The 26293-nt window shown below is 66.4% G+C and carries 26 protein-coding genes and 1 pseudogene; 15 read left to right on the plus strand and 12 right to left on the minus strand.

What is annotated here, in order from left to right; translation table 11 throughout:
• The first annotated feature begins 28 nt into the window (after nucleotides 1–28).
• The 8 genes and pseudogenes from mltG (at nucleotide 29) to CXB49_RS02820 (ending at nucleotide 5088) form a co-directional block, all read left to right on the plus strand.
• Nucleotides 29–1021, plus strand: a complete 993-nt coding sequence (gene mltG, locus CXB49_RS02790; protein WP_101706986.1) for an endolytic transglycosylase MltG — start codon at nucleotides 29–31, stop codon at nucleotides 1019–1021.
• Nucleotides 1018–1662 (plus strand): dTMP kinase, encoded by a 645-nt coding sequence (gene tmk / locus CXB49_RS02795; protein WP_101706987.1) that lies wholly within the window; start codon nucleotides 1018–1020, stop codon nucleotides 1660–1662. The genes mltG and tmk overlap by 4 nt, the downstream gene beginning before the upstream one ends.
• Before the next feature lie 56 nt (nucleotides 1663–1718).
• Nucleotides 1719–1988: pseudogene (locus CXB49_RS24230) on the plus strand (DNA polymerase III subunit delta'); the annotation flags it as partial.
• Nucleotides 1989–2079: 91 nt separating this feature from the next.
• On the plus strand, nucleotides 2080–2670 hold the full coding sequence (locus tag CXB49_RS24235; RefSeq protein WP_255409589.1) for a hypothetical protein: 591 nt from the start codon (nucleotides 2080–2082) through the stop codon (nucleotides 2668–2670).
• A 23-nt stretch (nucleotides 2671–2693) separates the two neighbouring features.
• Nucleotides 2694–3071: a PilZ domain-containing protein gene (locus tag CXB49_RS02805; protein WP_101706988.1), complete on the plus strand. Its 378-nt coding sequence runs from the start codon at nucleotides 2694–2696 to the stop codon at nucleotides 3069–3071.
• Between the two features lie 51 nt (nucleotides 3072–3122).
• Entirely contained in the window at nucleotides 3123–3893 is a 771-nt protein-coding gene (locus CXB49_RS02810; RefSeq protein WP_101706989.1) for a TatD family hydrolase, read from the plus strand.
• A gap of 14 nt (nucleotides 3894–3907) precedes the next feature.
• Entirely contained in the window at nucleotides 3908–4297 is a 390-nt protein-coding gene (locus tag CXB49_RS02815; RefSeq protein ID WP_101706990.1) for a hypothetical protein, read from the plus strand.
• Between the two features lie 14 nt (nucleotides 4298–4311).
• Complete coding sequence (locus CXB49_RS02820; protein WP_101706991.1) at nucleotides 4312–5088, plus strand: MBL fold metallo-hydrolase; 777 nt, start codon at nucleotides 4312–4314, stop codon at nucleotides 5086–5088.
• Nucleotides 5089–5133: 45 nt separating this feature from the next.
• Here the strand turns inward: CXB49_RS02820 and CXB49_RS02825 are convergent, their stop codons facing one another.
• The 5 genes from CXB49_RS02825 to CXB49_RS02845 form a co-directional block, all read right to left on the minus strand.
• On the minus strand, nucleotides 5134–5598 hold the full coding sequence (locus CXB49_RS02825) for a CreA family protein (protein WP_101706992.1): 465 nt from the start codon (nucleotides 5596–5598) through the stop codon (nucleotides 5134–5136).
• A 78-nt stretch (nucleotides 5599–5676) separates the two neighbouring features.
• Entirely contained in the window at nucleotides 5677–5982 is a 306-nt protein-coding gene (locus CXB49_RS02830) for a chorismate mutase (RefSeq protein WP_101706993.1), read from the minus strand.
• Nucleotides 5983–6055: 73 nt separating this feature from the next.
• Nucleotides 6056–6949: an aromatic amino acid DMT transporter YddG gene (gene yddG / locus CXB49_RS02835; RefSeq protein WP_101710577.1), complete on the minus strand. Its 894-nt coding sequence runs from the start codon at nucleotides 6947–6949 to the stop codon at nucleotides 6056–6058.
• A gap of 14 nt (nucleotides 6950–6963) precedes the next feature.
• On the minus strand, nucleotides 6964–7986 hold the full coding sequence (trpS, locus tag CXB49_RS02840) for a tryptophan--tRNA ligase (protein WP_101706994.1): 1023 nt from the start codon (nucleotides 7984–7986) through the stop codon (nucleotides 6964–6966).
• Between the two features lie 231 nt (nucleotides 7987–8217).
• Nucleotides 8218–8628, minus strand: a complete 411-nt coding sequence (locus CXB49_RS02845; protein ID WP_101706995.1) for a nuclear transport factor 2 family protein — start codon at nucleotides 8626–8628, stop codon at nucleotides 8218–8220.
• A gap of 103 nt (nucleotides 8629–8731) precedes the next feature.
• On the opposite strand from CXB49_RS02845, the gene CXB49_RS02850 reads away from it, so the two are divergent.
• Nucleotides 8732–9484, plus strand: coding sequence for an AraC family transcriptional regulator (locus CXB49_RS02850; RefSeq protein ID WP_101706996.1), 753 nt, complete (start codon nucleotides 8732–8734; stop codon nucleotides 9482–9484).
• Here CXB49_RS02850 and CXB49_RS02855 read toward each other — a convergent pair.
• On the minus strand, nucleotides 9383–9667 hold the full coding sequence (locus CXB49_RS02855) for a hypothetical protein (RefSeq protein ID WP_101706997.1): 285 nt from the start codon (nucleotides 9665–9667) through the stop codon (nucleotides 9383–9385). The genes CXB49_RS02850 and CXB49_RS02855 overlap by 102 nt on opposite strands.
• A 170-nt stretch (nucleotides 9668–9837) precedes the next feature.
• Between CXB49_RS02855 and CXB49_RS02860 the strand changes: the two genes are divergently transcribed.
• Nucleotides 9838–10194: a translation initiation factor Sui1 gene (locus CXB49_RS02860; RefSeq protein WP_101706998.1), complete on the plus strand. Its 357-nt coding sequence runs from the start codon at nucleotides 9838–9840 to the stop codon at nucleotides 10192–10194.
• Nucleotides 10195–10206: 12 nt separating this feature from the next.
• Here CXB49_RS02860 and CXB49_RS02865 read toward each other — a convergent pair whose 3' ends face one another.
• Nucleotides 10207–11028 (minus strand): pyruvate, water dikinase regulatory protein, encoded by an 822-nt coding sequence (locus tag CXB49_RS02865; protein ID WP_101706999.1) that lies wholly within the window; start codon nucleotides 11026–11028, stop codon nucleotides 10207–10209.
• 281 nt (nucleotides 11029–11309) lie between these two features.
• Between CXB49_RS02865 and ppsA the strand changes: the two genes are divergently transcribed.
• On the plus strand, nucleotides 11310–13697 hold the full coding sequence (gene ppsA, locus CXB49_RS02870) for a phosphoenolpyruvate synthase (protein WP_101707000.1): 2388 nt from the start codon (nucleotides 11310–11312) through the stop codon (nucleotides 13695–13697).
• Nucleotides 13698–13778: 81 nt separating this feature from the next.
• Here the strand turns inward: ppsA and CXB49_RS02875 are convergent, their stop codons facing one another.
• The 5 genes from CXB49_RS02875 to CXB49_RS24400 all read right to left on the minus strand — a co-directional run bounded on the left by CXB49_RS02875 (nucleotide 13779) and on the right by CXB49_RS24400 (nucleotide 20397).
• Nucleotides 13779–14435 (minus strand): thiol peroxidase, encoded by a 657-nt coding sequence (locus CXB49_RS02875; protein WP_101707001.1) that lies wholly within the window; start codon nucleotides 14433–14435, stop codon nucleotides 13779–13781.
• Nucleotides 14436–14592: 157 nt separating this feature from the next.
• Nucleotides 14593–15369, minus strand: coding sequence for a hypothetical protein (locus tag CXB49_RS02880; protein ID WP_199406768.1), 777 nt, complete (start codon nucleotides 15367–15369; stop codon nucleotides 14593–14595).
• Between the two features lie 201 nt (nucleotides 15370–15570).
• Nucleotides 15571–16896, minus strand: coding sequence for a dicarboxylate/amino acid:cation symporter (locus CXB49_RS02885; RefSeq protein WP_101707003.1), 1326 nt, complete (start codon nucleotides 16894–16896; stop codon nucleotides 15571–15573).
• Between the two features lie 141 nt (nucleotides 16897–17037).
• Complete coding sequence (locus tag CXB49_RS02890) at nucleotides 17038–17640, minus strand: MarC family protein (RefSeq protein WP_101707004.1); 603 nt, start codon at nucleotides 17638–17640, stop codon at nucleotides 17038–17040.
• A 156-nt stretch (nucleotides 17641–17796) separates the two neighbouring features.
• A complete protein-coding gene (locus tag CXB49_RS24400; RefSeq protein ID WP_101707005.1) occupies nucleotides 17797–20397 on the minus strand; it encodes a THUMP domain-containing protein in 2601 nt (866 codons plus the stop codon).
• A gap of 129 nt (nucleotides 20398–20526) precedes the next feature.
• Here CXB49_RS24400 and mutY point away from each other — a divergent pair, with 129 nt between their 5' ends.
• The 4 genes from mutY (at nucleotide 20527) to deoA (ending at nucleotide 26286) form a co-directional block, all read left to right on the plus strand.
• Nucleotides 20527–21573, plus strand: a complete 1047-nt coding sequence (gene mutY / locus CXB49_RS02900; protein WP_101710578.1) for an A/G-specific adenine glycosylase — start codon at nucleotides 20527–20529, stop codon at nucleotides 21571–21573.
• A gap of 92 nt (nucleotides 21574–21665) precedes the next feature.
• Nucleotides 21666–23870 (plus strand): bifunctional (p)ppGpp synthetase/guanosine-3',5'-bis(diphosphate) 3'-pyrophosphohydrolase, encoded by a 2205-nt coding sequence (locus tag CXB49_RS02905; RefSeq protein ID WP_101707006.1) that lies wholly within the window; start codon nucleotides 21666–21668, stop codon nucleotides 23868–23870.
• A 216-nt stretch (nucleotides 23871–24086) separates the two neighbouring features.
• A complete protein-coding gene (gene deoC / locus CXB49_RS02910; RefSeq protein ID WP_101707007.1) occupies nucleotides 24087–24854 on the plus strand; it encodes a deoxyribose-phosphate aldolase in 768 nt (255 codons plus the stop codon).
• 106 nt (nucleotides 24855–24960) lie between these two features.
• On the plus strand, nucleotides 24961–26286 hold the full coding sequence (gene deoA, locus CXB49_RS02915; protein WP_101707008.1) for a thymidine phosphorylase: 1326 nt from the start codon (nucleotides 24961–24963) through the stop codon (nucleotides 26284–26286).
• Nucleotides 26287–26293 lie beyond the last annotated feature (7 nt).

Consider the following 26293-nt stretch of genomic DNA (forward strand, 5'->3'; position numbering starts at 1 on the left):
CGCGGCGGTGCGATCACGAATTCAGGTTATGAGAAGACTTTCCGGCTTTTTACTATTGCTGCTGTTGTGTCTGGCCGGCTGGCTGGCCTGGGCCGCGCTGTTGCCGGTCGAACTGCCGGCCGGCGGCTACAAGCTGCTGGTGGGGCCCAACCGCACGATGAAGCAGATCGCCCGCACGCTGGAGCAGGATGGCGCGATACGCAACCGTCAGCTGCTGGTGGCGCTGGCGCGGCTGGACGGCGCCGATCGGCGGATCAAGGCCGGCCTGTACCGCTTCCAGGGGCCGCAGTCGATGCTGGACGTGTTGCTGCGCCTGAGCCAGGGACGGCCGGACGAGGCCAGCCTGACGACGATAGAGGGCTGGACCTTCCGCCAGTTCCGCCAGGCGCTGGACCGCAGCCCCGATATTGTCCACGACGCCAGGCCGCTCAGCGACGCCGAGCTGATGCGCCGGCTCGGCGCGCCCGACGCCAGTCCGGAAGGGCTGTTCTTCCCCAGCACCTATCTGTTCACGCCCGGCGTCTCCGACATGGACCTGTACCGCCAGGCCTTCTCGACGATGGAGCAGCAGCTCGCCGCCGCCTGGGCCGCGCGCAAGCCGGAATTGCCTTACCGCACGCCGTACGAATTACTGACGATGGCCAGCCTGATCGAGAAGGAAACCTCCAGCGAGGCCGACCGTCCAATGGTGGCGGCGGTCTTCGTCAATCGGCTGAAAAAGGGTATGCGGCTGCAGACCGACCCGTCGGTGATCTACGGCATGGGCGCCGGCTACCAGGGCAATATCGGCAAGGCCGATCTGCGCCGCGATACGCCGTACAATACCTATACCCGCGCCGGCCTGACGCCGACGCCGATCGCGATGCCGGGCAAGGCGGCGCTGTACGCGGCCGCCCAGCCGGCCGAGACCGACGCGCTGTATTTCGTCGCCCGCGGCGACGGCAGCTCGCAGTTTTCCAGCACCCTGGAGCAGCACAACCAGGCGGTGCGCAAATACATACTGAAGAAAGGCCAGCAATGAGCAGCGCGCAGCAGGTCCGATCCGGCCGTTTCATCACGCTGGAAGGCATAGACGGCGCCGGCAAGAGCACCCATCTGTCCTTCATCGCCGACTGGCTGGCGCGGCACGACGTCGACGCCGTGTTCACCCGCGAGCCGGGCGGCACGCCGCTGGGCGAGCAGGTTCGCGAACTGCTGCTGGCGCCGGAGACCGTGGTTTCGCTCGACGCCGAGACGCTGCTGGCCTTCGCCGCGCGCCAGCAACACATCGCCGACGTGATCGCGCCGGCGCTGGCCGCCGGCCGCTGGCTGGTGTCCGACCGCTTCACCGATTCCACCTACGCCTTCCAGGGCGGCGGCCGCGGCGTGCCGTACGAGCGCATCCGCGCGCTGGAGGACTGGGTGCAGCGCGGCCTACAGCCGGACCTGACGCTGCTGTTCGACCTGCCGACCGAAGTGGCGGCCGGACGGATGGCCGGCACCCGGGTGCCGGACCGTTTCGAGCAGGAGGCGGCCGATTTCCACCGGCGCGTGCGCGCGGCCTATCTGCGCCGGGCCGAGGAGGCGTCGCAGCGCATCGTCGTGTTGGACGCCGGCCGCGGCATAGAGGACATCCAGGCCGACATCGCCGTCCACCTGCGAAACCTGCTGGAGCGAAGCTGATGCTGTACCCGTGGCAGAGCGATGACTGGACGCGGCTCTCCGCCGAGCGCGAGCGGATGCCGGGCGCCTGGCTGTTCACCGGCGGCGCCGGCATCGGCAAGCTGGCCTTCGCCGAGCATCTGGCGCAGTCGCTGCTGTGCGAGGACCCTGCCGCCGGCCACCAGCCCTGCGGCCAGTGCCAGGGCTGCCGCTGGCTCGCCAGCGGCAGTCATCCCGACTTCCGTCGCCTGTCGCCGTTCGTCGACGAGGACGAGGAGGGCAAGGAGGCCAAGACCACGCGCAAGCTGCCGCAGATCAAGATAGAGGCGGTGCGCGAGGTGATAGATTTCGCCCACCTGACCGCGCATCGCGCCGGTCGGCGCGTGATTCTGGTGGAGCCGGCCGAGAACGAACCTGAACCTGGCCGCCGCCAACGCCTTGTTGAAAATACTGGAGGAGCCGCCGGAGGCGGTGCTGTTCCTCTTGGTGTCGCATTCGCCGCAGCGGCTGTTGCCGACGATACGCAGCCGCTGCCGCCAGTTCGCGCTGACCCGGCCGGCCGCGCCGGCCGCGCTGGCCTGGCTGAAGGAGCAGGGCGTGGCCAATGCCGAGGCGGAACTGGCGCACAACGGCGGCGCGCCGCTGTTCGACCACGATCCGGAGCTCGCCGCCCTGCGCGGCCAGTTCGTCCGCGGCCTGGGCCAGCCCAGCTTCGCCGGCATGCTGCAACTGGCGGAGCTGGCCGACAAGAACAAGCAGGTGTCGCTGTTGCAGCCGCTGTCCTGGTTGCAGAAATGGCTGCACGATCTGGCGGCGCTGGGCCTGGCCGGTCGCGTCCGCTATTATCCAGATCAGGAGACGGCGCTTTCGGCGCTGGCGGCGCGCAGCGACGCCGTCCAGCTGATGGCCTGCCAGCAGGCGCTGGCCGCGCTGGCGCCGTTCGCCCAGCATACGCTGAATCCCCGTCTGCAACTGGAGGCGGTCTTGATGGATTACCTGAAGATTTTCGCCAGCGCCAAGTCCGGCTGAGAACATACGAAGGGGCCCGCCGCATGGATGCCGCCAACAACCGGCCGGATCTGCACAATCCCAACCGTCCCGGCGTGCTGTCGCTGCATATCAAGGAGCGCAGCGCGCTGTTCGCCGCCTATATGCCCTTCGTCCGCAACGGCGGCATCTTCATCCCGACCAACAAGGAGATGCAGCTGGGCGAGGAGGTCTTCCTGCTGCTGACGCTGATGGAGGACCCGCAGCGCATCGCGGTGCAGGCCAAGGTGGTGTGGATCACGCCGGGCGGCGCCAACAACAGCCGGGTGCAGGGCGTGGGCGTCGAGTTCGTCGCCGGCGACGCCGGCAAGCAGGCCAAGGACAAGATAGAGAGCCTGCTCGGCGGCGTGCTCAATTCCAGCCGCCCGACCCATACGATGTGAGGCGGCGGTCGTGATATCCTGTACGCTGGATTCACGTTTTCGCCGCCTACCATGTTGATCGACTCCCACTGCCACATCAATTTTCCCGATCTCGCCGAGCGCATGCCCGAGGTGCTGGCCAATATGCGCCAGAATCAGGTGACGCACGCGCTCGTCATCGGCGTCAGCCGGCCCAAGTATCCGCAAGTGCTGGCGCTGGCCGAAGCGCATCCGAACCTGTACGCCACCGTCGGCGTCCATCCGGACGACCCGGAGGCCGAAGAGTACAGCGAGGACGAGCTGGTCGAGCTGGCCGCCCATCCGCGGGTGGTCGGCATAGGCGAGACCGGTCTCGACTACCACTGGTGCAAGGGCGATCTGGCATGGCAGCATGACCGTTTCCGCACCCATATCCGCGCCGCCAGGCGCACGGGCCTGCCGCTGGTGATCCATACCCGCGAATCGGCCGAAGACACGATACGCATCATGAGGGAAGAGCATGCCGAGCAATGCGTCGGCGTGATGCACTGCTTCACCGAGACCTGGGAGGTGGCCGAGGCGGCGCTGGCGCTGGGCTTCTACATCTCCTTCTCCGGCGTGGTGACCTTCAAGAACGCCAAGCAGGTGCAGGAGGTGGCGCAGAAGGTGCCGCTGGACCGGATGCTGATCGAGACCGATTCGCCGTATCTGGCGCCGGTCCCGTTCCGCGGCAAGATCAACGAGCCGTCCTATGTGCGCCATGTGGCCGAGTTCATCGCCCAGCTGCGCGGCATTTCGCTGGATGAGGTGGCCGCGGCCACCACCGACAACTTCTTCCGCCTGTTCGCCAAGGCGGAGCGCTGAAACGGGAGGCTGCGATGCGGCGGTTCGCGTCTGCTCTGGGCTTCATCGGTCTGCTGGCCGCCGCCGCGGCGTCGGCCAACTGCATCAATCTCGGCGGCCGCAGCTATTGCGCGCAGCAGGGCGGCCAGGCGGTGCTGCACCAGGGCCTGCCGTATTGCGGCGCCGGCGCCTGCGTCGCCGACGAGTTCGGCAATCTGTTCTGCTCGCCGTATCCCGGCGGCGGGGCGATACGCGCCGGTGGCGGCTTCTATGCCGGGCCGGGCATGTGCCTGCTGGGGCCCGACGGCAGCCCGCATTGCGCGGCGACGCCGGGCGGCAGCTGCAATATCGGGCCGGGCGGCCAGGTGGTCTGCGACGGCGGCGCCGTCGCGGTGCCGGCGGTGCGGCCGCAGCTATGCCGATGACGGCGGGGAGGAGCGTGAATACGCTGGAAGTCACCATCCTGGGCTGCGGCTCCAGTTCCGGCACGCCGGCGATAGGCTGCCGCTGCGCCACCTGCCTGTCGGACGACAGCCGCAACCGGCGCACCCGCGCCAGCGCCTATGTGCGCGTCGGCGAACTGGGCTTTCTGATCGACACCGGTCCCGATCTGCGTCAGCAGGCGCTGCGCGAGGGCCTGTCCCGGCTGGACGCGGTGCTGTACACCCATCCGCACGCCGACCACCTGAACGGCATCGACGATCTGCGCGCCTTCTGCTACCTGAAGCAGGGGCCGATCTCGCTGTACGGCAACGACTTCACCATGTCCAATATCCGCGAGCGCTTCGGCTACGCGCTGCAGCCGCCGTCCAAGATGTGGGACAAGCCGGTGCTGCTGTCGGAAACGATAAGCGGGCCGTTCCGCCACCAGGGCGTCGAACTGACGCCGATTCCGCTATTGCACGGCAGCTGGCCCTGCCTGGGCTGGCGCATCGGCAATATGGCGTGGCTGACCGACTTGTCGCGGATACCAGACGACAGCCTGCCGCTGTTGCAGGGCCTGGACCTGTTGTTCCTCGATTGCCTGAATCCGGATCCCTATCCATCCCATCTCAGCGTGGACGAGGCCCTGGCCTGGGCGGCGCGGCTGGGCGCGCGGCGCACGGTGCTGATCCACATGACGCACAGGCTGGAATACCATGCGCTGAGCGCGCGGTGTCCGCCCGGCGTCGAGGTCGGCTTCGACGGCTGGAAGGCCGAACTGGCTATGGAATGATGAGGGTAATGCTATAAAACATGATTTTTATCAATAGCTTACCATTTATTTCTGCATCGGGATTTTTTGATCGAGCACGGCCACCGCGGTGATGGCGTTGTCCGGGCTGCCGTCGATCAGCTTGTCGGAATACGTCAGATAGGTCAGCACATTGCGTTTGACGTCGACGATGCGCACCACCCGCACATGCTTGAACACGAAGGACGCGCCCTCCTTGAACACCTGTTGCTGGGCCGGCAGCGGGCCGCGGAAGCGTATCGCGCCGACCTGGCGGCAGGCGACCGAGAAGCGCGACGGGTCTTTCGCCAATCCGACCGCCCCCTTGTAGCCGCCGGTCTTGGCGCGCGACACATAGCAGGCGACGCCCTCTACCGACGGGTCGTCGAAGGCCTCCACCACCACCTTGTCGTTGGGGCTGAGCAGCTTGAAGGTGGTCGACACCTCGCCGACCTCCTCGGCGAGCGCCGGCGTGGAGAAAAGGGCGAGCAGCAACAGGGCGGTCTTGTTCATCGATTCATTCCTGGCGGGTTGGACGGCCATGCGGCGGCCGTCATGTCATCCGGATTGTAGGGAAAGCGGCCCTCCGTCTCAATCGGTCGCCGCGCGGGCGCGGAAGGCCGCCATCTCGTCGGCGACGAAGTGCGCGATCATCGCGCGGTAGACCGCCGCGGTCAGCGCCGCGTCGGCGCCCAATTCGCCGGCCAGCCGCTCGACGCGGCGCATCACCTGGTCGACGCGTTTGCCGCCTTCCACTTCCTCGCGGCTGCGCTTGAACGCCGCCGCCTGGCGCACATAGATGCCGCGTTCGGCGATCAGCGCCACCAGCGCGCGGTCGACGCGGTCTATCTGTTCCCTGACTTCTTCCAGGTCCTGGCATTGAAAAACGCTGTCCATTCGATTTCTCCTTGACGCATTGAGTCGATAATTATTCTGCGGGCGAGCAGGGGCGGGGTTTCGCCGACGGTTTTCAGCGGCCGGGGCGGGTAGAGCGCCAGCACAGCAGCGAGCCGGCGGTCACCATCGCCGCGCCCTGCCAGAAGGCGAGGCCCAGCGCGGTGCTGAGGATGACGGAGGCCAGCGCCGAGGACAGCACCGGGGTGGAATAGGAGGCGGCCACCAGCAGCATCATATTGCCCTCGGCGATGGCGACGTTCCACGCGGCGTAGCCGGCGGCCATCACCGCCGCGGCCAGCAGCAGGATGCCGATGGACGGCAAGGCCGGCATGGCCAGGCGCTCCGGGCTGAGCGCGTAGTGCATCCACAAGGCCAGCGCCGTCAGCGCGAAGAAGGGCGCGATGCCGTTCCGGCCTTGCGACAGCCGCTTGGCGACATTGCAATAGGTCGCCCATAGCAGCGCGCCGCCGAAGGCCAGCGAATAACTGAGCGGATTCTGCAGCGCGTTGCCCAGGATGCCGGCCGGCGACAGCGCGCCGCCGCTGATGATCCAGGCCACCCCGAGCAGCGACAGCAACAGGCCGGGCGGCAGCAGCCAGCTGGCGCGCTGGCCGTTGAACAGCAGGGCCAGCAGCACGGTGAGGCACGGCCACAGATAGTTGACGATGCCCAGCTCTATCGCCTGCATCCGGTTCTGGGCGAAACCCAGCGCCAGCGCCAGCGAGATTTCGTAGCAGGCGAACAGGCCGCCGCAGATCAGCAGATAGCGCGGCGGAAAATCGCGCAGGCGGGGCCAGCCCAAGACGGCGGCCAGCAGCGCGGCGCTGACGCTGTACATCAGCGCCGCGCCGCCCACCGGTCCGAAGCTTTCGCTGAGCAGGCGGATCAGCGGCGGGACGGCGCTCCACAGCGCGATGGCCAGCAGGCCGAGCAGGGTGCCGCGGCGCGTCGGGGCAGGGTTTGACATGGTCCGCATTCGGCTCAGTAGTAGTTGAGGCCCATCGCCGCCTTCACTTCGCCCAGCGTGCGGGCCGCCACGTCGCGGGCGCGGCGGGTGCCGGCCTTCAGCATCTCCAGCACCGCGGCCGGATCCTGGGCGTAATGCTCGCGGCGCTCGCGTATCGGCGCCAGCATTTCCTGCAGGCAATCTTCCAAATGCTGCTTGATCACGGTGTCGCCGAGGCCGCCGCGGCGATAGTGTTCCTTCAGACCGGCCACCAGCTCGCGCTCAGGATGGAAGGCGTCCAGATAGGTGAACACCACATTGCCTTCCACCTGGCCCGGATCGGCCACGCGCAGGTGGTTCGGGTCGGTGTACATCATCTTCACCGCCTGGCGGATGTCGTCGGGGCTGGCGGACAGCGTGATGGTGTTGCCCAGCGACTTGGACATCTTGGCCTTGCCGTCTATGCCCGGCAGGCGGGAACCGATTTCCGGCACCACCGCCCGGGCTTCGACCAGCACCGGCAGCGCCACGCTGGCGTTGAAGCGGCGCACGATCTCGTTGGTCTGCTCTATCATCGGGATCTGGTCGTCTCCGACCGGCACGATGGTGGCCTTGAAGGCGGTGATGTCGGCGGCCTGGGCGGCCGGGTAGGTCAGGAAGCCGGCCGGGATGTCTCGCTCGTAGCCGCGCTGCTTGATCTCGTCCTTGATCGTCGGATTGCGTTCCAGCCTCGCCACCGTCACCAGGTTCAGATAGTAGGACGCCAGCTCGGTCAATTCCGGCACCAGGCTCTGGATGAAGATGGTGCTCTTGGCCGGATCGATGCCGACGGCCAGATAGTCCAGCGCCACCTGCAGCACATTGTCGCGGACCTTCAGATAGTTGCCCATATTGTCGGTCAGCGCCTGGGCGTCGGCCAGCAACAGGAATTGCCGGCAGCGCTCCTGCAGGATGACGCGGTTTCTGAGCGAGCCGACGTAATGGCCCAGATGCAGCTGACCGGTGGTCCGGTCGCCGGTCAGGATGATGTCTTGCGAGCTGATGGTGTCCAGATTCATGCCTATCTCCGTCTGATTGGGGAGGGAGGAGACCGACAAGGTGGACTGGGAGTGACCGCCAAAAACTAAACCCGGTGCGCCTTGTCGGCAGCCTCCGGGTTTGATTGCATATGCGTTCGCCGGCGCCGCCTAGGAGAGGCGCCACCACCAGAATCGGATTGCGAATGCGGGTGCGATTTTCATGCTTTCATCAAAACACGGGGCCGCGCCCCGCGTCAAGCCCCGTCGGCGTCAGCAGCGGGAGCCGAGGTCGCGGTCGGCGGCCGGGCCCGCCAGCTGGCGGGTCAGTTCGTCGCAGGCGGTGATCCTGCCGTCGCGCAGCGTGATGTGGGCCTGGACCTGGAACAGCGCGGTTTTGCCGTCTTTCTTGGTGACGCGCACCCGATGGTGGGTCAGTACGCAGTCGTGGTCCTGGGCGACGGCCAGGAAGTAGACTTCCATTTTTTCGACGACTTCGCGCTGCGCGCGCAGGTGGCGCTTGAAGCCGGCCAGATCCAGCTCGCGGCCGTCGACGCGCTGGCGGTAGTCCGGCGAGATGTAGCGGGCGATACTGTCGTCGTCGACGCGGCCGGCTTCGATCAACTGGGCGAACATGCCGCGGACGATGGCGAGATTGTCGGGCGCGGGAAGGGTGGGGCTCATGTCGGCAATCTTCTGCGATGGGGCGATGCCGATACTGTAGGGGCTTTACCGCGTGATGCGTTAACGGCAAAGTATCAATTATTGTCGTGATCGGATCATTCTCGTGAGTGTCGTCAACTACCCGCTGCATTGTCTGGCCATGCGGGGGATATCGGACGGCGGCGTCGCCAGCCATGTCCACGACGTCGGCCAACTGATCTACCTGCGCCGCGGCGCGATGCTGTGCCAGAGCGAGACGATGCGCTGGCTGATGGCGGCGGGGCAGATAGGCTGGATTCCGGCCGGCGTGGCGCACAGCGCCGAGCTGGTGGCCGAGTTCGACGGGCTGATGGCCTATGTCGACGGCGCCGAGTACCCTCAGCTGCCCGCCGTGGCGACGGTGATGCCGGCCGGCGCGATGATGGGCTTGCTGCTGGAGCGGCAGCTGAGTTATGAGAGCGAACCGTGGACCGGCAGGCGGCAGCGGCTGGCCGCGGTGATCGTCGATGAGTTCTTGCGCCTGGCGCCGCTGCCGCAGCAACTGCCGCTGCCCGGCGAGCCGCGGCTGCGCCGGCTTTGCCTGCGGGTGCTGGCGGCGCTGGAGCGGTCGTGGCCGCTGGACGGTCTGGCCGCCGCGCATGGTTTTTCGCGCGCGGGACTGACGCGCGCCTTTGTCCGCGATACCGGCTTGCCGTTCGGCCGCTGGTTGAGCCAGGCGCGGATGCTGGCCGCGGTGCAGCTGCTGAACGGCGGCGTCGATGCCGGGACGGTCGCCTTACAGGTAGGCTATCAGTCCCAGAGCGCGTTTGGCGCCGCGTTCCGTCGTCATCACGGTGTGGCGCCGGGCGAATTCCTGCGTGGTCAGCGACGGGAATGAGATCGACGGCGAGTTGGCGATGGCGGGCTGCTGGTTCTGCAGCAGCCGGCGCAACAGCATTTCGGCGAATTCGCGCTGGGCGTCGTCGTCCGGCCGGGCGCCGGCCTCGACGCCGTTGACCTGCCGCTGCGGCGACGGGCGCTGTGGCGTGAACGGCAGGCGATTGGGATCGGGGATGTTCATCGTCGGTTATCCGGCGTGGTGATTTCCTTGTTTGAGAGCGATTAATTTCTATCGTTCTTTGCCGAATGGGAAATTTACAAATAAACAATGGGATAGCGATTGATCTGCTTGAGCCCGGATGGCATGAAAGGCCGTGGGGCGAGGCGGAAGCGCATGATGGAGAGCGGGAAATGGCGATAGCGAAGAACGGCGGCCTGGTATATTCGACCGAGCATGGCCGGATGTGTCCGGCGTGCCGGCGGCCGGAGGCGCAGTGCGAATGCCGGGCGGCCGCGCCGCCGGCCGGGGACGGCGTCGCGCGGGTGTCGCGCGAGACCAAGGGCCGCGGCGGCAAGGCGGTGACGGTGGTGAAGGGCTTGCCGCTGGCCGCCGACGAGTTGGCCAAGCTGGGCAAGCAGCTGCGGACCCGCTGCGGCAGCGGCGGCACCTTGAAGGACTGGGTGCTGGAAATTCAGGGCGACCACGTGGAGATCGTGGTCGCCGAACTGGTCAAACTGGGTTTCAAGGCCAAGAAAGTTGGCGGCTGACCCGCCCAGCGGTCAGAACTTCCTGCCCAGCGACGCCTTGTGCATGATGGTGGAGGCGATCTCTTCGATCGACTTGTGGGTGGTGCTGATGAAGGGCACGCCGTGGTGGCGGAACATCGATTCCGCTTCGTTGACCTCGCGCCGGCAGTTGTCCATGCTGGCGTACTTGGAGTCTGGGCGGCGCTCGGAGCGGATATTGTGCAGCCGCGCCGGATCGATGGTCAGGCCGAACATCTTGTCCTTGAACGGCAGCAGTATCTTCGGCAGCGTCGGGCTGCCGAGGTCTTCCGGCGTCAGCGGATAGTTGGCGGCGCGGATGCCGTATTGCAGCGCCAGATACAGGCAGGTCGGCGTCTTGCCGGAGCGGGACACGCCGACCAGGATGACGTCGGCCTCGTCCAGGTCTTTCAGCTTGACGCCGTCGTCGTGGTTCAGCGAGAAGTTGACCGCCTCGATGCGGTGGTCGTACTTCTCCTCGTTGACCATGCCGTGCGCCTTGCCCACCGTCAGCGAGGCCTTCTGGCCGATCTCGTCCTCCAGCCGGCCGATGAAGGTCTCGAAGAAGTCTATCAGCACCACGTCGTCCAGCCGCAGCGCCTCGCGGACTTCCGGATTGACGATGCTGGTGAACACCAGCGGGCGCAGGTGGTCGCGCTCGGCGGTTTCCCGGATGCGCTGCGCCAGCGTGCGCGCCTTGTCCACGGTATCGACGAAGGGGACGGTCTCGCGAATGAAGTCCAGCGTGTCGAACTGGGTCAGCAATGTGTGGCCCAGCGACTCGGCGGTGATGCCGGTGCGGTCGGAGATGAAGAAGGCGGAACGGCGGTGGGACATGTAGCACCTTGCGCAAGTGAATTCGATTCCGTCAAAGTGTATACCGGGCCGGTCGACGCCGATACCGGGCGATGACGGGATTTACTTTCATGTAATCACAACATTACATGACTTTGTCATAAATAGTCTGTTGTTTTTGAAATCAACTATTTGATTGCATTGGGCTTGAGCGGGGCGCTGTCGCAAAAAATCTTGTGCACTGCAAAAGTTGCTACGCAATTGGCACGTAATTCGGCTAGAATGCGGCCCATCGTCCCAATCCCAACACAGGAAGTGAAGTGATGGCAGAGAACTACGTCATCTGGTTCGAGAAACTGCGCATGACCGACGTGGAAGAGGTAGGCGGCAAGAACGCTTCCCTCGGCGAAATGATCAGTCAATTGGCCGGTTCCGGCGTGCGAGTGCCGGGCGGTTTCGCCACGACGGCACAAGCCTACCGCGATTTCCTTCAGCACAACGGCCTGGCGGACAGGATCAGCGCCGCGCTGGCCAAGCTGGATATCGACGACGTCAGCGAGCTGGCGCGCGTCGGCAAGGAAATCCGCCAGTGGATCATCGATACCCCGTTCCCTGCCAAGCTGGATGCCGACATCAAGGAGGCCTGGGACCAGATGGTGGCCGATGCCGGCGGCGCCGACATCTCGGTGGCCGTCCGCTCTTCCGCCACCGCTGAAGACCTCCCCGACGCCTCGTTCGCAGGCCAGCAAGAAACCTTCCTGAACATCCGCGGCCTCGACAACGTCAAGGACGCGATGAAGCACGTATTCGCCTCCCTGTACAACGACCGCGCGATCTCCTACCGCGTGCACAAGGGCTTCGCCCACGACGTGGTGGCCTTGTCCGCCGGCGTCCAGCGCATGGTGCGTTCCGACATGGGCGCGGCCGGCGTGATGTTCACCATAGACACCGAATCCGGTTTCGAGGACGTGGTCTTCATCACCGCCTCCTACGGCCTCGGCGAGACCGTGGTGCAGGGCGCGGTGAACCCGGACGAATTCTATGTGCACAAGCCGACGCTGAAGGCCGGCCGTCCGGCCATCCTGCGCAAGACCATGGGCTCCAAGCTGATCAAGATGGAGTTCACCGACGCGTCGCAGGCCGGTCGCTCGGTCAAGACCGTCGACGTGGAGCCGGCGCTGAGCAAGGCTTTCTCGATCAGCGACGCCGAGATCGCCGAGCTGGCCGAGTACGCGCTGATCATCGAGAAGCACTACGGCCGCCCGATGGACATCGAGTGGGGCCGCGACGGCGTGGACGGCAAGCTGTACATTCTGCAGGCGCGTCCGGAAACCGTTAAGTCGCAGGAAGACCGCAAGGACACGCTGCGCCGCTACCGTCTGAACAGCAAGTCCGAGATCCTGTGCGAAGGCCGCGCGATCGGCCAGAAGATCGGCCAGGGCGTGGTGCGCACGATTCGGGACGCGTCCGAGATGGACCGCGTCAAGCCGGGCGACGTGCTGGTGACCGATATGACCGACCCGGACTGGGAACCGGTGATGAAGCGCGCCGCCGCCATCGTGACCAACCGCGGCGGCCGCACCTGCCACGCGGCCATCATCGCGCGCGAGCTCGGCATTCCGGCCGTGGTCGGTTGCGGCGACGCCACCCGCGTGCTGAAGGAAGGCATGCAGGTCACCGTGTCCTGCGCCGAGGGCGATACCGGCAATATCTACGACGGCCTGCTGGACGTGGAAATCATCGATCTGGAACTGGACAAGATGCCGAAGGCGCCGGTCAAGATCATGATGAACGTCGGCAACCCGGAACTGGCCTTCGATTTCGCCCAGCTGCCGAACGAGGGCGTCGGCCTGGCGCGGATGGAGTTCGTCATCAACCGCCAGATCGGCATCCATCCGAAGGCGCTGCTTGAGTTCGACAAGCTGAATCCGGAACTGAAGGAAACCATCGCAGACCGCATCGCCGGGTACGCGAGCCCGGTGGACTTCTACGTCGACAAGATCGCCGAGGGCGTGTCCACGCTGGCGGCGGCGTTCTATCCGAAGAAGGTCATCGTGCGGATGTCGGACTTCAAGTCCAACGAGTACGCCAACCTGATCGGCGGCCAGCTGTACGAGCCGCACGAAGAGAACCCGATGATCGGTTTCCGCGGCGCCGCCCGCTACGTGGCCGAGTCGTTCCGCGACTGCTTCGAGCTGGAATGCCGCGCGATCAAGAAGGTCCGCGACGTGATGGGCCTGACCAATGTCGAAGTGATGATCCCCTTCGTCCGCACCTTGGCCGAGGCCGAGAAGGTGGTCGAGATTCTGGCCGAAAACGGCCTGAAGCGCGGCGACAACGGCCTGCGCCTGATCATGATGTGCGAGCTGCCGACCAATGCGGTGCTGGCGGAGAAATTCCTGCAGCACTTCGACGGCTTCTCGATCGGCTCCAACGACATGACCCAGCTGACGCTGGGCGTGGACCGCGATTCCGGCGGCCCGATCGCCTCGACTTTCGACGAGCGCAACGAGGCGGTGAAGGCGATGCTGCACATGTCCATCCAGGCTTGCCGCAAGCTGGGCAAGTATGTGGGCATCTGCGGCCAGGGTCCTTCCGACCATCCGGATTTCGCCAAGTGGCTGGTGGAAGAGGGCATCGAGACGGTGTCGCTGAACCCGGACACCGTGGTGGAGACCTGGCTGTACCTGGCCAAGGAGCTGAACGGCTGAGGCCGTCCGCCATCATCGGCAGGCAATGACGAACCGCCCGGAAACGGGCGGTTTTGTTTTGTCCGCGCGGCGGGCGGGCTTTCAGTTGTCCGATTGCTGCTGTCGCGCCTGCTCGATCTGCCGCGCTTTCTCCAGCAGCCGTTCGGTGCCCTGTTCGCGCTCGCTGTCCTGCTGCTGGCGCGCCTCGGCCGCTTCGCGCTCGGCTTCCAGCGCCTGTTGCTCGCCGGCGCTCAGCAGCGCGTCGATGGCGTCGAAGTCGAAGAAGTCGCGGGTGTTGGCCAGCCGTTCGGAGTAATGCACCACATTGCTGGCGTCGGCCAGAATCACCGCCGGAGCGGTGTAGCCGCTGAGCGGATATTCGGTGATCAGCACGCCATAGCGTTTGTGGAAGTCGCGGCCGCGCAGCGTGGACAGCAGCGCGATGCTGGGCAGGCCGTGTTCGTGGCGGGCGCGCGCCAGCGACGACGGCGAGTCTACGCTGATGATGATCAGCTTCAGGTGCGGCCAGCGGTCCAGGAAGCGCCGGGTTTCGCGCAGCAGGTACAGGCCGCCGTGCTCGTCCTCGTCTACCGACAGCAGCGTGACGATCAGTTTCGGCGTATGGGAGAAGCCTTCCAGCGCGGCGTCCCGCTTCTGGTCGTCGACCAGCATGAAGCTGGGCAGATAGTCGCCGGCGCGCGGGAAATCGCCGATCACCGGCAGCATCTCATCGCCGTATTGCACCCAGAAATCGCTCATGACCGATCCCTCCTCATGTTTTCATCGTGGACGAGGCTAGGACAAAAGCAAGAAATCCGTACTAAGTGCAACGAAAAACAGCCATCGGAACGGATGCCGTAATGACACACCGGGCGGAAAGCGGCGCCGGGCTTCGTTTCGCGGGGCGGGCGGAGCGCTACAGATCCTTGCGCATGATCACCAGATCGTGCCACACCCGCTTGCCGTCGCTGCCCGGCCGGTGTCGCAGCCGCGGCACGATGGTGTGGATGACGCGGAAGCCCTGGCGCTGGTAGAAGCGGTCGGCGGTCTGGGTGCCGAGATTGACGCGCGTCACGCCCTGCGCGCGCAGGTAGCGCCAGATTTCCTCGGCCACCCAGCCGCCGGTGCCGGCCGGCGCGTCGTCGCGTGCGACCACGGTGGAGATATAGGCGCAGCGTTCGCCGTCCTGTTCCGTTACCGAACCCGACATGCCGGCCAGCAGCTTCCCTTCCCCGTCATCCAGCTTCAGCACGAAGCCGGGCTGGATTTTTTCGTCCATCTCGTTGACGGCTTCCAGATAGAAGACGCCTGCGCCGTCTTCCGCCAACTCGCGCGCGTAGCTGCGCGTGTTGTCTGGGCCGGCGGGCATGTCCACCGTTTCTTCCCGGTAGCCGGCGGCGACGAGCGGGCCGCCGAGTTTGTCGCCGTAGGTGGTGAGGATGGCGATGCGCGCGAAGGGGCGGCCGCGGGCGGACTCGGCCGCGCCGATGCGCGCGTCCAGATAGGCGACGGGGTCGTCCAGCAGCCCGCTCAGCGGCTCCGGATATTCGACGACGATGTCGGGATTGAAGCCGAACTCGCGTTCCCGCTCGATCAGGATGGCGAAAAGCGCCTGTTGCTCGTCGCGCAAGCGTTGCCGCGTGGCGCAGCTAAGGTCGAGAAGGGTCGAGGTGAAAGCATTGGAATCAGGCATGGGGTCGCGGTCTCGCGTCAGAGTAAAGAACAATGCGCCCAAGCCGGGCGCGGCAAGTCGGCATTCTAGCGCGATGCCGACGTGCATGGCCAGGCGGCGTGCTTGGACTGTGGCGAAAACGGTCGCCTTATCCTCTTGGAATGATGGATGAAAAATACCCCTCGGGGAGGGGTATTTGAATTTTGGTTTGAACGTAGCCGCTCAGCGCGTCTGCAGCGCCGGCTCCGGCAGGGTGTCGGGGCGGGTCCTGGGCGGGGGCGGCGGTTCGGTGCCTTCCAGCACCTGGCGCATCCGCTCGACGTCCAAGGCCTTTTCCCAGCGGGCGATCACCACGGTGGCGACGCCGTTGCCGATCAGATTGGTGATGGCTCGCGCCTCCGACATGAAGCGGTCTATGCCGATCAGCAGCGCCAAGCCCTCCACCGGCAGCTTGCCGCCCAGCGTCGCCAGCGTCGCGGCCAGCGTGATGAAGCCGCCGCCGGTCACCGCCGCCGCGCCCTTGGACGTCAACAGCAGCACGCCTATGATGGCCAGCTCCTCGCCCAGCGACAGATCGACATTGGTGGCCTGGGCGATGAAGATCGCCGCCATCGTCAGATAGATCGACGTGCCGTCGAGGTTGAACGAGTAGCCGGTGGGCACCACCATGCCGACGACAGGCTTCGAGCAGCCGAGGTTTTCCAGCTTCTTCATGATGCCGGGCAGCGCCGATTCCGACGACGAGGTGCCCAGCACCAGCAGAATCTCTTCTTTGATGTAGACCAGGAAGCGCCACAGGCTGAAGCCGGACAGACGGGCTATCGTTCCCAGCACGATGAAGACGAAGGCGAAGCAGGTCAGGTAGACGCAGGCCATCAAGAAGCCCAGCTGCTTCAAGGAGCCGATGCCGTACTTGCCTATGGTGAAGGCCATCGCGCCGAAGGCGCCGATCGGGGCCAGCTTCATCAGCATGTTGATCACGCCGAACAGCGCGTGGGAGAACTCGTCCAGGATGTGGACGATGGTCTTGCCGTTGTCGCCCATCCGGGTCAGCGCCAGACCCAGCAGCACCGAGAAGGTCAGCACTTGCAGGATCTCGCCGCTGGCGAAGGCGCCGACGACGGTGTCCGGGATTATGTGCAGCAGGAAGTCGACCGTGTTCATTTCCTTGGCGCCGGCGGTGAACTTGGCGATGTCCTTGGAGTGCAGCGTGTGCGGGTCGATGTTGAGACCGGCGCCCGGCTGCAGCAGATTGACGACGATCAGGCCGATCACCAGCGCCAGCGTGGTGACCGCCTCGAAGTAGAACAGCGCCTTGACGCCGACGCGGCCCACTTCCTTCATATCGCCCATCTTGGCGATGCCGACGACGACGGTGGCGAAGATGATGGGCGCGATCATCATCTTGATCAGCTTGATGAAGGCGTCGCCCAGCGGTTTCATCTTGGCGGCGAAGTCCGGCGCGAAGGCGCCGAGCGTGACGCCCAGCGCGATGGCGATCAGCACCTGAACGTACAGGCGCGAAAAGAATGGGGTCTTGGTTTGCATGGTTCTCCCGACTGGCGTTGATTGCATGGCGTGTGGACTCTTCGGTCCATTTTCAACGCGATGCTAACAACTGGGATCAGCCGGGAGCATTGTCGATATCCCTATCGGGGATAACCCTGACGCGATATCCGCTGCGATGATTCAGTGCAGCTGCTTCAGATAGGAGGCGAAGCCGCTGAGCAGCATCTCCACCGAGATCGCCGTCAGCACCAGACCCATCAGTCGTTCGAGCGCGGTGATCGCCTGCTCGCCCAGCAGCCTCTGCAGCCGGTTGGAGAACAGGAAGGTGACGGTGGTGACCAGCATGCAGATGGTCAGCGCGCCCATCCATTCCAGCATCCGGCCCGGTTCGCGGGTGGATAGCAAGAGCACGGTGGCCATCGCCGACGGGCCGGCGATCAGCGGGATGGCGATAGGCACGATGAACGGCTCGCCGTGCAGCTTGTCGCCGCCGAACACGCTGCCCTCGCCGGGGAAGATCATCTTGATCGCGATCAGGAACAGGATCACGCCGCCGGCGATGCGCATCGACTCGTCGGTCAGGTGCATCAGTTCGAGGAAGTTGCGGCCGAACAGCATGAAGATGGTCAGCACCAGGAAGGCGATCAGACACTCGCGGTAGACCACGCGGCGGCGGCGCTCCGGCTTGACCTGTTTCAGCGCGGCGATGAACAGCGGGATATTGCCGAGCGGATCGGTGATCAGGATCAGCAGAATGGTGGCGGACAGGAAGGAGGTTTGCATATTGGGCGTGGCCAGGGTGGTTCCGGCCGCGATTATCGCATGTCGCCAGAATGGCGGCGAGCGCGGATGCGACTGAAAATTAACCGTTTTCGCGGAAAATGGACGAAAAAAATACCGCCCGGCTGGAAGGCCGGACGGCATGCTGGCGGCGGGCGCTTATTGTTCGTCGCCGGATTCGGCTTCGTCCCCGGCCGCGTCCTTCTGCTTGCGCGCGCTGCCCTCTACCATATTGATGACGAACAGCCGGCATTGCAGCGAGCCGTTGTACAGCGGCGTGCGGCGTTTCGGCGCCAAGTGGATCAGTTTGCCCAGGCGCAGGTCGCCGCTGAACAGGCAGGCGGTCCAGCCGGAGAAATGGGCTTTCAGCCAGTCGCCCAGCTCCGGATACCAGGCGGCCAGCTGGTCCTGTTCTTCCAGGCGCACGCCGTACGGCGGGTTGCTGATGATCAGGCCGGCCTCGGCATGCGGGCGGGTATCGACTATGTCGGCCGCCGCCAGCTCGATCAGGCCCGACAGTCCGGCGCGTTCCAGATTGGCGCGGGCCATATTGATCATGTCCTGGGCGCGGTCCGAACCGCGTATCGACAGCGAGGATGCCGGCTGTTCGGCCTTGCGGGCGTCCAGCAGCAGCTTTTCCCAGACGGCGGAATCGAAGCTCAGCAGCGCCTCGAAGCCGAAGCGGCGGGAACGGCCCGGCGCGCGGTTCAGCGCGATGTCGGCGGCCTCCACCAGGAAGGTGCCGCTGCCGCACATCGGATCCAGCAGCGGCTGGCTGCCGTCATAGCCGGCCAGCATCAGGATGCCGGCGGCCAGGTTCTCGCGCAGCGGCGCCTCGCCGGTTTCCTCGCGCCAGCCGCGCTTGAACAGCGGTTCGCCGCTGGTGTCCAGATAGATGGTCGCCTTGTCGGCGCTGAGGAATACGTTGACGCGGACGTCCGGATGGCGGGTGTCGACGTTGGGGCGGCCGTGCTGGGCCTGGCGGAAGCGGTCGCAGATCGCGTCCTTCACCGTCAGCGCGATGTAGTCCAGGCTCTTGACGCGGGCGGAGATGCCGTCGGCCTTCAGCTTGATGGTGCGAGACACGTCGAACCAGCGCGGCCAGTCCACGCTCATCGCCAGCCGGTAGATGTCCTGCTCGGCGCGATAGTCGCCATGGGCCAGTCGCAGCAGCACGCGGCTGGCGGTGCGGCAATGCAGGTTGGCCGACATCATCAGCCGCGCGTCACCGGCGAAGGCCACGCCGCCGTCGGTCGCCTCGATGTCGCCGGCGCCCAGCGCCAGCAGTTCGCCGGCCAAAACCTGTTCTAGGCCGCGCGGGCAGGGGGCGAACAGCGCCAGGCGGCTGTCCTGGCGGTGTGTGATCACGTTTTCGGCGCGAGGGGCCGGCGCATGGCCGTGGCCGCCATCGTGCGAGCGCTGCTCGAAACCGCGGCGCGGCTGGTCCATTCGGTGCGATTCGTTCAGCGGCTGCAGGCCGCGCGGGTGGTGCTCGGGCCGGCTGTCGCCGCGGTGGCGGCTGTCGCGTTCGCCGTCGCCGCGCTTGGCGAACAGCTTGCGCGGAGCGTCGCCGCCATCGGACGGCCGCTCGTCGCGTGCCGGCCACTGCGGTTTGTTGTCGTTGCGGAAACGGTTGTCGCGCTCGCCGTCCTCGCGTCGGGCGAAGGTCTTGCGCGGGCCGTCGCCGTCACGGGGCGCCCGCTCTTCGCGCGGTTGCCACTGCGGTTTGTCGTCGCGACGGAAGCGGTTGTCGCGCTCGCCGTCCTCGCGCTTGACGAAGCTCTTGCGCGGATTGTCGTCGCGGGGGCCGCGCTCTTCGCGAGGCTGCCATTGCGGTTTGTCGTCGCGCTGGACGCGTTTGTCGCCCTCGCGCTTGGCGAACAGTTTGCGCGGACCGCTTTCGTCGCGCGGCGCGTGCTCTTCGCGAGCTTGCCGCTGCGGCTTGTCGTCGCGGCGGGATTCGCCGTCGCCGCGCGGTTGGAACGGCCGCGGCGGCGCGTCTTCGGTATGCAGCGGCTTGCGGCCGGACGGGCCGCGGTCGCGGCTGTAGCGCTTGTCCTGCGGTGCGCCTTCGCGGTGGGCGCCGGCAGCGCGCTCGGCGCCGTCCGGCAGCGGTTTGCGGCTGGACGGGCCGCGATCGCGGTCGTAACGGCGTTCCTGGCCGGCATCCGGCTGGCGCTTGTCGAAGCGGCGGTCATCCTGGCGCGGTTGCCAGGCGGGCTTGTCGCCGTCGCGCTGGAAGCGCTGGCCTTCGCCGCGCTGATCCGGACGCTTGTCGAAGCGGCGGTCGTCCTGGCGCGGCTGCCAGGCTGGCTTGTCGCCGTCGCGCTGGAAGCGCTGGCCTTCGCCGCGCTGGTCGGGACGCTTGTCGAAGCGGCGGTCGTCCTGGCGCGGCTGCCAGGCCGGCTTGTCGCCGTCGCGCTGGAAGCGCTGGCCTTCGCCGCGCTGGTCCGGGCGCTTGTCGAAGCGGCGGTCGTCCTGGCGTGGTTGCCAGGCCGGTTTGTCGCCGTCGCGCTGGAAGCGCTGGCCTTCGCCGCGCTGGTCTGGACGCTTGTCGAAGCGGCGCGGCTCCTGGCCGGCCTTCCAGTCGGGTTTGCCCGGGCCGGGGCGCTGGCCGGAGTACGGCGCGCGCGGCTTGCCGTCCTGCGGCTGCCGATCGGGGGCGCTCGGGTTTCCGCCTGCCGGAGAGTTGGCCGCGCGTTCGCGGCTGGTTTGATCGCGGCGCTGGCTGGCGCGTTGGCGGGAGCGGAAACTGGACATGAAACGACCTCGAGTGGGCAAGCTAAAATAAGTAATCCTTTAATTTTAACGTATTTGGCCGTCGCCTGCTTGGTGACGCTGCGGCTTTCCGCTACCATAACCGGTTCGATTCAATGATGGATTGCGATGTTGCACAGCGATTTCGCCACCCGGCTGGTGGCCTGGCAGCGGCGGCACGGTCGCCATGATCTGCCCTGGCAGGTGAAGGACCCGTACCGGGTGTGGCTGTCCGAGATCATGCTGCAGCAGACCCAGGTCAAGAGCGTGCTGGACTACTACCCGCGCTTCCTGGCCCGTTTCAACGATGTGGCCGCGCTGGCCGCCGCGCCCGTCGACGACGTGCTGGCGCAGTGGAGCGGCCTCGGTTACTACAGCCGCGCGCGCAATCTGCACAAGGCCGCGCGCATGGTGATGGACGAGTTCGGCGGCGTGTTTCCGGCCGAGCGCGAGCAACTGGAGCGCTTGCCAGGCGTCGGACGCTCGACCGCCGCGGCGATTTCCGCCTTCGCCTTCGGCCGGCGCGAAACGATATTGGACGGCAACGTCAAACGTGTGTTGGCGCGCAGCTTCGGCATCGACGGTTTTCCCGGCGACAAGGCCGTGGAGAAGCGGATGTGGGCGCTGGCCGAAGACATCCTGCCGGCCGACGCCGCCGACATCGGCCGCTATGTGCAGGGCCTGATGGATCTGGGGGCGACGGTGTGCAGCCGCGGCAAGCCGGCTTGTACCGTCTGTCCTATGGTGGACGGCTGCGTGGCGGCGCGCGACGGACGCACCGGCGAGTTGCCGACGCCGCGGCCGAAGAAAGCGGTGCCGACGCGGCATACGGCGATGTTGTTGGCGCGCCACGGCGACAAGGTATGGCTCGAGCGCCGGCCGCCGACCGGCATCTGGGGCGGGCTGTTGTCGCTGCCGGAGTTCGGCACCACGCTCGAGATGGAAGACTGGCTGAACGGCCGCGGCGATGGCGACATGCTGCCGGCCTGGCCGGAGCTGGAACATGTATTCACCCATTTTCGCCTGATCATCACGCCGCAACCTGTCCGGATCGACCGTTTGACGGCGGGCGGCGTCGCCGAGGCCGACGGCCGGTGGCTGGATATCGATCAGGCGGTCGACGCCGGCGTGCCGGCGCCGGTGCGCCGCCTGCTGCTGAGGCTGGCGGCGAACGATTGAAGAGGGCAGGCCTGTTCTGCCTGTGTGGCCCATCCGATGGCCGGGCGCGCCCGGCCGTGGTTAAGACGGCGAGTCCGTCCAGATAGACAGATATGGTTTCCGTAGTCCGCACCGTTGCCGATACCCTGGCCGACGCCGCCGATCCGGCGCGCTGGCTCGAGCACATGTCCGCCGCCTTCCCCGCCGAGGACGGCGCCCTGCTGGCGCGCGCCTTCGACGCCGCGCGAGAGCTGTACGCGGGCAAGGTCGTCCCGGCCACCGGCGAAGACCTGTTCGGCCACGCGGTCGCCGCGGCCGCCATCGTCGCCGACCTGAATCTGCTGCCGGACGCCATCGTCGCGACGCTGTTGTTCGCCGCGCCGGATTATCGCGCCGATTGGCAGCCGTGGCTGGCCGAGGATTTCAATCCCACGGTGGCGATGCTGGTAGACGGCGTCGGCGGCGTGCGCCGCATCACCGAGTTTGCCCGCATCGACAGGATGGCGACGCCGGAGGACTGCGCGCGCCAGGCCGAGACCATGCGCAAGATGCTGCTGGCGATGGTGGCCGACATCCGCGTCGTGCTGATCAAGCTGGCCTGGCGCACCCAGACCATGCACTACCTGGCCAATGTGGCCGACGAGACGGTGCGCCGCCGCATCGCCGGCGAGACGCTGGAGCTGTTCGCGCCCTTGGCCAACCGGCTGGGCGTGTGGCAGATCAAGTGGGAGCTGGAGGATCTGGGCCTCAGGCATACCGAGCCGGACACCTACAAGAAGATCGCCAAACTGCTGGACGAGCGCAGGCTGGAGCGCATCGACTACATCGAACGGGTGCTGGACGTGCTGCGCGGCGAGTTGAAAAGCGCCGGCGTCAGGGCCGAGGTCGCCGGCCGGCCCAAGCACATCTATTCCATCTGGAAGAAGATGAGGAAGAAAAAGCTCGATTTCAGCGAGCTTTACGATATCCGCGCGGTGCGCATCCTGGTGGACAAGCTGCCGGACTGCTACACGGCGCTCGGCATCATCCACGGCATGTGGCAGCCGATACGCGGCGAGTTCGACGACTACATCTCGCATCCGAAGGCCAACAACTACCGCAGCCTGCACACCGCGGTGGTCGGTCCGGAGGACAAGGCGCTGGAGGTGCAGATCCGCACCTTCGAGATGCACGAGCACGCCGAGTTCGGCGTCGCCGCGCACTGGCGCTACAAGGAGGGCGGCAAGGGCGACGCCGCCTACGAGGAAAAGATCTCCTGGTTGCGCCAACTGCTGGACTGGCGCGAGGAGATGTCGGACCGCGAAGGGCTGGCCGAGGCGTTCAAGACCGAGCTGTTCGCCGACACCATCTATGTCTTGACGCCGCAGGGGCGGGTGCTGGCGCTGCCGCAGGGCGCGACGCCGATAGACTTCGCCTACGCCATCCACTCCGGGCTGGGCAACCGCTGCCGCGGCGCCAAGGTGGAAGGGCAGATCGTGCCCTTGTCCACGCCGCTGCAGAACGGCCAGCGCGTGGAGGTGCTGGTGGCCAAGGAGGGCGGGCCGTCGGTGAACTGGCTGCACGACGGCTGGGTCAAAAGCCACCGGGCGATCTCCAAGATACGCCAGTACATCCGGCTGCAGAACGCCGACACCGTGCGCGAGACCGGCAAGGCGCTGTTCGAGCGCGAGCTTTCGCGCCGGCCGCACATCCAGCCCAATCTGCAGCAACTGGCGGAAAAGCTCGGCTACGACAAGCTGGACGAGGTGTACGGCGCGCTGGGCCACGGCGAGCTGACCACCCGCGCCGTCAGCAACGCGATCACCAGCTTCGCGCCGCCGCCGTCGCTGGAGGTGCTGCCGGAGAGCCTGGTCAAGGCCAGCAAGGGCGGGCACGACGCCGGCGGCGTGTTGATCGAGGGCGTCGACAATCTGATGACGGTGCTGGCCAAGTGCTGCAAGCCGGCGCCGCCGGACCAGGTGATGGGCTTCGTGACCAAGGGCCGCGGCATCTCGATACACCGCAGCAGCTGCCTGACGCTGAAAAAGCTGTCGCAGGAGGTGCCGGAGCGGCTGATCGCGGCGGAGTGGGGCGAGCAGAAGAGCAGCGTGTTCCCGATAGACATCGAGGTGATCTCGCAGGACAGGCCGGGCCTGCTGCGCGACATTTCCGACGTGCTGTCGCGCGAGAAACTGAATCTGATAGGCGTCAACACATTGGCGCGCGACATGCGCAGCCGGCTGCGGCTGACGGTCGAGGTGCGCCAGGTGCAGGACATCAGCCGCGTGTTGTCGCGGATGATGGAGTTGTCCGGCGTGCAGGAAGCGCGCCGAGTCTGAGTTGGCATGGGGAGGCCGGCTGGAATGTCCGCGCGGCGGACATTGCGGCCGGTTTGGCTTTTTGGGCGCCGCCGCGCAGGCGGTTTGCGTTTGAGCAAGCGGGCGCGATTCGCGATTTGCTTTCACGTGAAGAAATTTTCATAATCATCCTTCTCCCGGGCAAGCATGACGTCATGCCGACGCGGCCTGGCCCGGGGGATTCCGAGAGAGAACGACATGTCTGCATTGATTGAAGCCGCGCGCCGCGCGCTGTCCCTGATGGACCTGACCACCCTCAACGACGACGACACCGACGAAAAAGTGATCGCCTTGTGCCGCAAGGCCAAGAGCCAGGACGGCACCGTGGCCGCGATGTGCGTCTATCCGCGTTTCGTGCCGATCGCCAAGAAGGCGCTGCGCGAGGCCGGCTGCCCGGAAGTGCGGGTGGCCACCGTCACCAACTTCCCGCACGGCAATGACGACATCGCCATCGCGGTGGCCGAAACCCGCGCCGCCATCGCCTACGGCGCCGACGAGGTGGACGTGGTCTTCCCGTACCGCGCGCTGATGGCCGGCAACGGCGACATCGGCTTCGAGCTGGTCAAGGCCTGCAAGGAGGCCTGCGGCGACAAGCTGCTGAAAGTGATCATCGAGAGCGGCGAACTGAAGGACGCGGCGCTGATCCGCCAGGCCAGCGAGATCTCCATCCGCGCCGGCGCCGATTTCATCAAGACCTCCACCGGCAAGGTGCCGGTCAACGCCACGCTCGCCGCGGCCGAGACGATGCTGGCGGCGATCAAGGAGCAGGGCGGCCACTGCGGCTTCAAGGCGGCCGGCGGCGTCAAGAGCGCCGCCGAGGCGGCCGAATACCTGGCGTTGGCCGCGCGCCTGCTGGGCGACGAATGGGTGAACGCCCGTCATTTCCGTTTCGGCGCGTCCAGCCTGCTGGCCAATTTGCAGATCGAGATCGCCGGCGGCGTCGCCAAGCCGACTTCGGGCTACTGATTCATTCAAGCATTCGCGGGCATACCGCACTCTGGCCGGGCGATTTCCCGGCCGCTCCCCATCGGCGCGTCCATCGCGCCGCTGGGACACAGGCAGGGAGATTGCCATGTTTTTGCCGCAGGAAATCATTCGCAAGAAACGCGACGGCCAGACGCTGTCGCAACAGGACATTCAGCAATTCGTCGCCGGCATCACCGATAACAGCGTCGCCGACAGCCAGATCGCCGCGCTGGCGATGGCCATCTACTTCAACGGCATGGAGCTGGACGAGAACGTCCACCTGGCGCTGGCGATGCGCGATTCCGGCCGCCGCATGCACTGGAAGGACCTGAACCTGCCGGGCCCGATCGTCGACAAGCATTCCACCGGCGGTGTCGGCGACGTGGTGTCGCTGATGCTCGGACCGATGGTCGCCGCCTGCGGCGGCTTCGTGCCGATGATCTCCGGCCGCGGCCTGGGCCACACCGGCGGCACGCTGGACAAGCTGTCGGCGGTGCCCGGCTACAATCCGTTCCCGGAGCCGGAGCTGTTCCGCAAGGTGGTCAAGGACGTCGGCGTCGCCATCATCGGCCAGACCTCCGATCTGGCGCCGGCCGACCGCCGCTTCTACGCGACCCGCGACGTCACCGCCACCGTCGAATCGATCGCGCTGATCACCGCCTCCATCCTGTCGAAGAAGCTGGCCGCCGGCCTGGATGTGCTGGTGATGGACGTCAAGGCCGGCAGCGGCGCCTTCATGCCGACGATGCAGAAATCGATCGAACTGGCCGAGCGCATCGTCAAGGTCGGCAACGGCGCCGGCGTGGCCACCACCGCGCTGATCACCGAGATGAGCCAGCCGCTGGCGTCCACCGCCGGCAACAGCATAGAAACCCGCGAGGCGGTGCGTTATCTGAACGGCGACGAGCGCAATCCGCGCCTGCATGAAGTGACGATGGCGCTGTGCGCGCAGATGCTGATAGGCGGCAAACTGGCCGCCGACGAGGCCGACGCCCGCGCCAAGCTGCAGGCGGGGCTGGATTCCGGCCGCGCAGCCGAGATCTTCGGCCGCATGGTGACCGAGCTGGGCGGTCCGGCCGACTTCATGGAAAACTACGACCGCCATCTGGCGCCGGCTCCCATCGTGCGCCCGGTGTACGCCGATCGCGCCGGCCATATCGGCGCGATGGACACCCGCGGCATCGGCATGGCGGTATGCGCGTTGGGCGGCGGCCGCCGTCTGGCCACCGATGTACTGGATTTCCGCGTAGGACTGTCGCAGTTCGTCGAACTGGGCCAGAATATCGGCAAAGACACTCCGCTGATGATGATCCACGCCGCCGACGAGGCGAGCTTCGAAGACGCGGCGCGCCGCGTCAGGGCCGCCATCCGCGTCGACGAAGCCGCGCCGTCCGAGCTGCCGCAGGTTTACCGCATCATCCGCGGCGAGTAAGGCCGGG

Source organism: Chromobacterium sp. ATCC 53434 (assembly GCF_002848345.1).
Taxonomy (GTDB): Bacteria; Pseudomonadota; Gammaproteobacteria; order Burkholderiales; family Chromobacteriaceae; genus Chromobacterium.

Excerpts from the sequence above, each read along its gene's own strand:
- CXB49_RS02875 (WP_101707001.1), bottom strand. The coding sequence starts at position 14,435 with ATGAGCGATTTCTGGGTGCAATACGGCGATGAGATGCTGCCGGTGATC.
- CXB49_RS02860 (WP_101706998.1), top strand. The coding sequence starts at position 9,838 with ATGGCGATAGCGAAGAACGGCGGCCTGGTATATTCGACCGAGCATGGC.
- yddG (WP_101710577.1), bottom strand. The coding sequence starts at position 6,949 with ATGTCAAACCCTGCCCCGACGCGCCGCGGCACCCTGCTCGGCCTGCTG.
- CXB49_RS02905 (WP_101707006.1), top strand. The coding sequence starts at position 21,666 with ATGGTTTCCGTAGTCCGCACCGTTGCCGATACCCTGGCCGACGCCGCC.
- mltG (WP_101706986.1), top strand. The coding sequence starts at position 29 with ATGAGAAGACTTTCCGGCTTTTTACTATTGCTGCTGTTGTGTCTGGCC.
- tmk (WP_101706987.1), top strand. The coding sequence starts at position 1,018 with ATGAGCAGCGCGCAGCAGGTCCGATCCGGCCGTTTCATCACGCTGGAA.
- CXB49_RS24400 (WP_101707005.1), bottom strand. The coding sequence starts at position 20,397 with ATGTCCAGTTTCCGCTCCCGCCAACGCGCCAGCCAGCGCCGCGATCAA.
- deoA (WP_101707008.1), top strand. The coding sequence starts at position 24,961 with ATGTTTTTGCCGCAGGAAATCATTCGCAAGAAACGCGACGGCCAGACG.
- CXB49_RS02880 (WP_199406768.1), bottom strand. The coding sequence starts at position 15,369 with ATGCCTGATTCCAATGCTTTCACCTCGACCCTTCTCGACCTTAGCTGC.
- deoC (WP_101707007.1), top strand. The coding sequence starts at position 24,087 with ATGTCTGCATTGATTGAAGCCGCGCGCCGCGCGCTGTCCCTGATGGAC.
- CXB49_RS02810 (WP_101706989.1), top strand. The coding sequence starts at position 3,123 with ATGTTGATCGACTCCCACTGCCACATCAATTTTCCCGATCTCGCCGAG.
- CXB49_RS02890 (WP_101707004.1), bottom strand. The coding sequence starts at position 17,640 with ATGCAAACCTCCTTCCTGTCCGCCACCATTCTGCTGATCCTGATCACC.
- CXB49_RS02855 (WP_101706997.1), bottom strand. The coding sequence starts at position 9,667 with ATGAACATCCCCGATCCCAATCGCCTGCCGTTCACGCCACAGCGCCCG.
- CXB49_RS02845 (WP_101706995.1), bottom strand. The coding sequence starts at position 8,628 with ATGAGCCCCACCCTTCCCGCGCCCGACAATCTCGCCATCGTCCGCGGC.
- CXB49_RS02825 (WP_101706992.1), bottom strand. The coding sequence starts at position 5,598 with ATGAACAAGACCGCCCTGTTGCTGCTCGCCCTTTTCTCCACGCCGGCG.
- CXB49_RS02815 (WP_101706990.1), top strand. The coding sequence starts at position 3,908 with ATGCGGCGGTTCGCGTCTGCTCTGGGCTTCATCGGTCTGCTGGCCGCC.
- CXB49_RS02830 (WP_101706993.1), bottom strand. The coding sequence starts at position 5,982 with ATGGACAGCGTTTTTCAATGCCAGGACCTGGAAGAAGTCAGGGAACAG.
- CXB49_RS02865 (WP_101706999.1), bottom strand. The coding sequence starts at position 11,028 with ATGTCCCACCGCCGTTCCGCCTTCTTCATCTCCGACCGCACCGGCATC.
- CXB49_RS02805 (WP_101706988.1), top strand. The coding sequence starts at position 2,694 with ATGGATGCCGCCAACAACCGGCCGGATCTGCACAATCCCAACCGTCCC.
- ppsA (WP_101707000.1), top strand. The coding sequence starts at position 11,310 with ATGGCAGAGAACTACGTCATCTGGTTCGAGAAACTGCGCATGACCGAC.
- trpS (WP_101706994.1), bottom strand. The coding sequence starts at position 7,986 with ATGAATCTGGACACCATCAGCTCGCAAGACATCATCCTGACCGGCGAC.
- CXB49_RS02885 (WP_101707003.1), bottom strand. The coding sequence starts at position 16,896 with ATGCAAACCAAGACCCCATTCTTTTCGCGCCTGTACGTTCAGGTGCTG.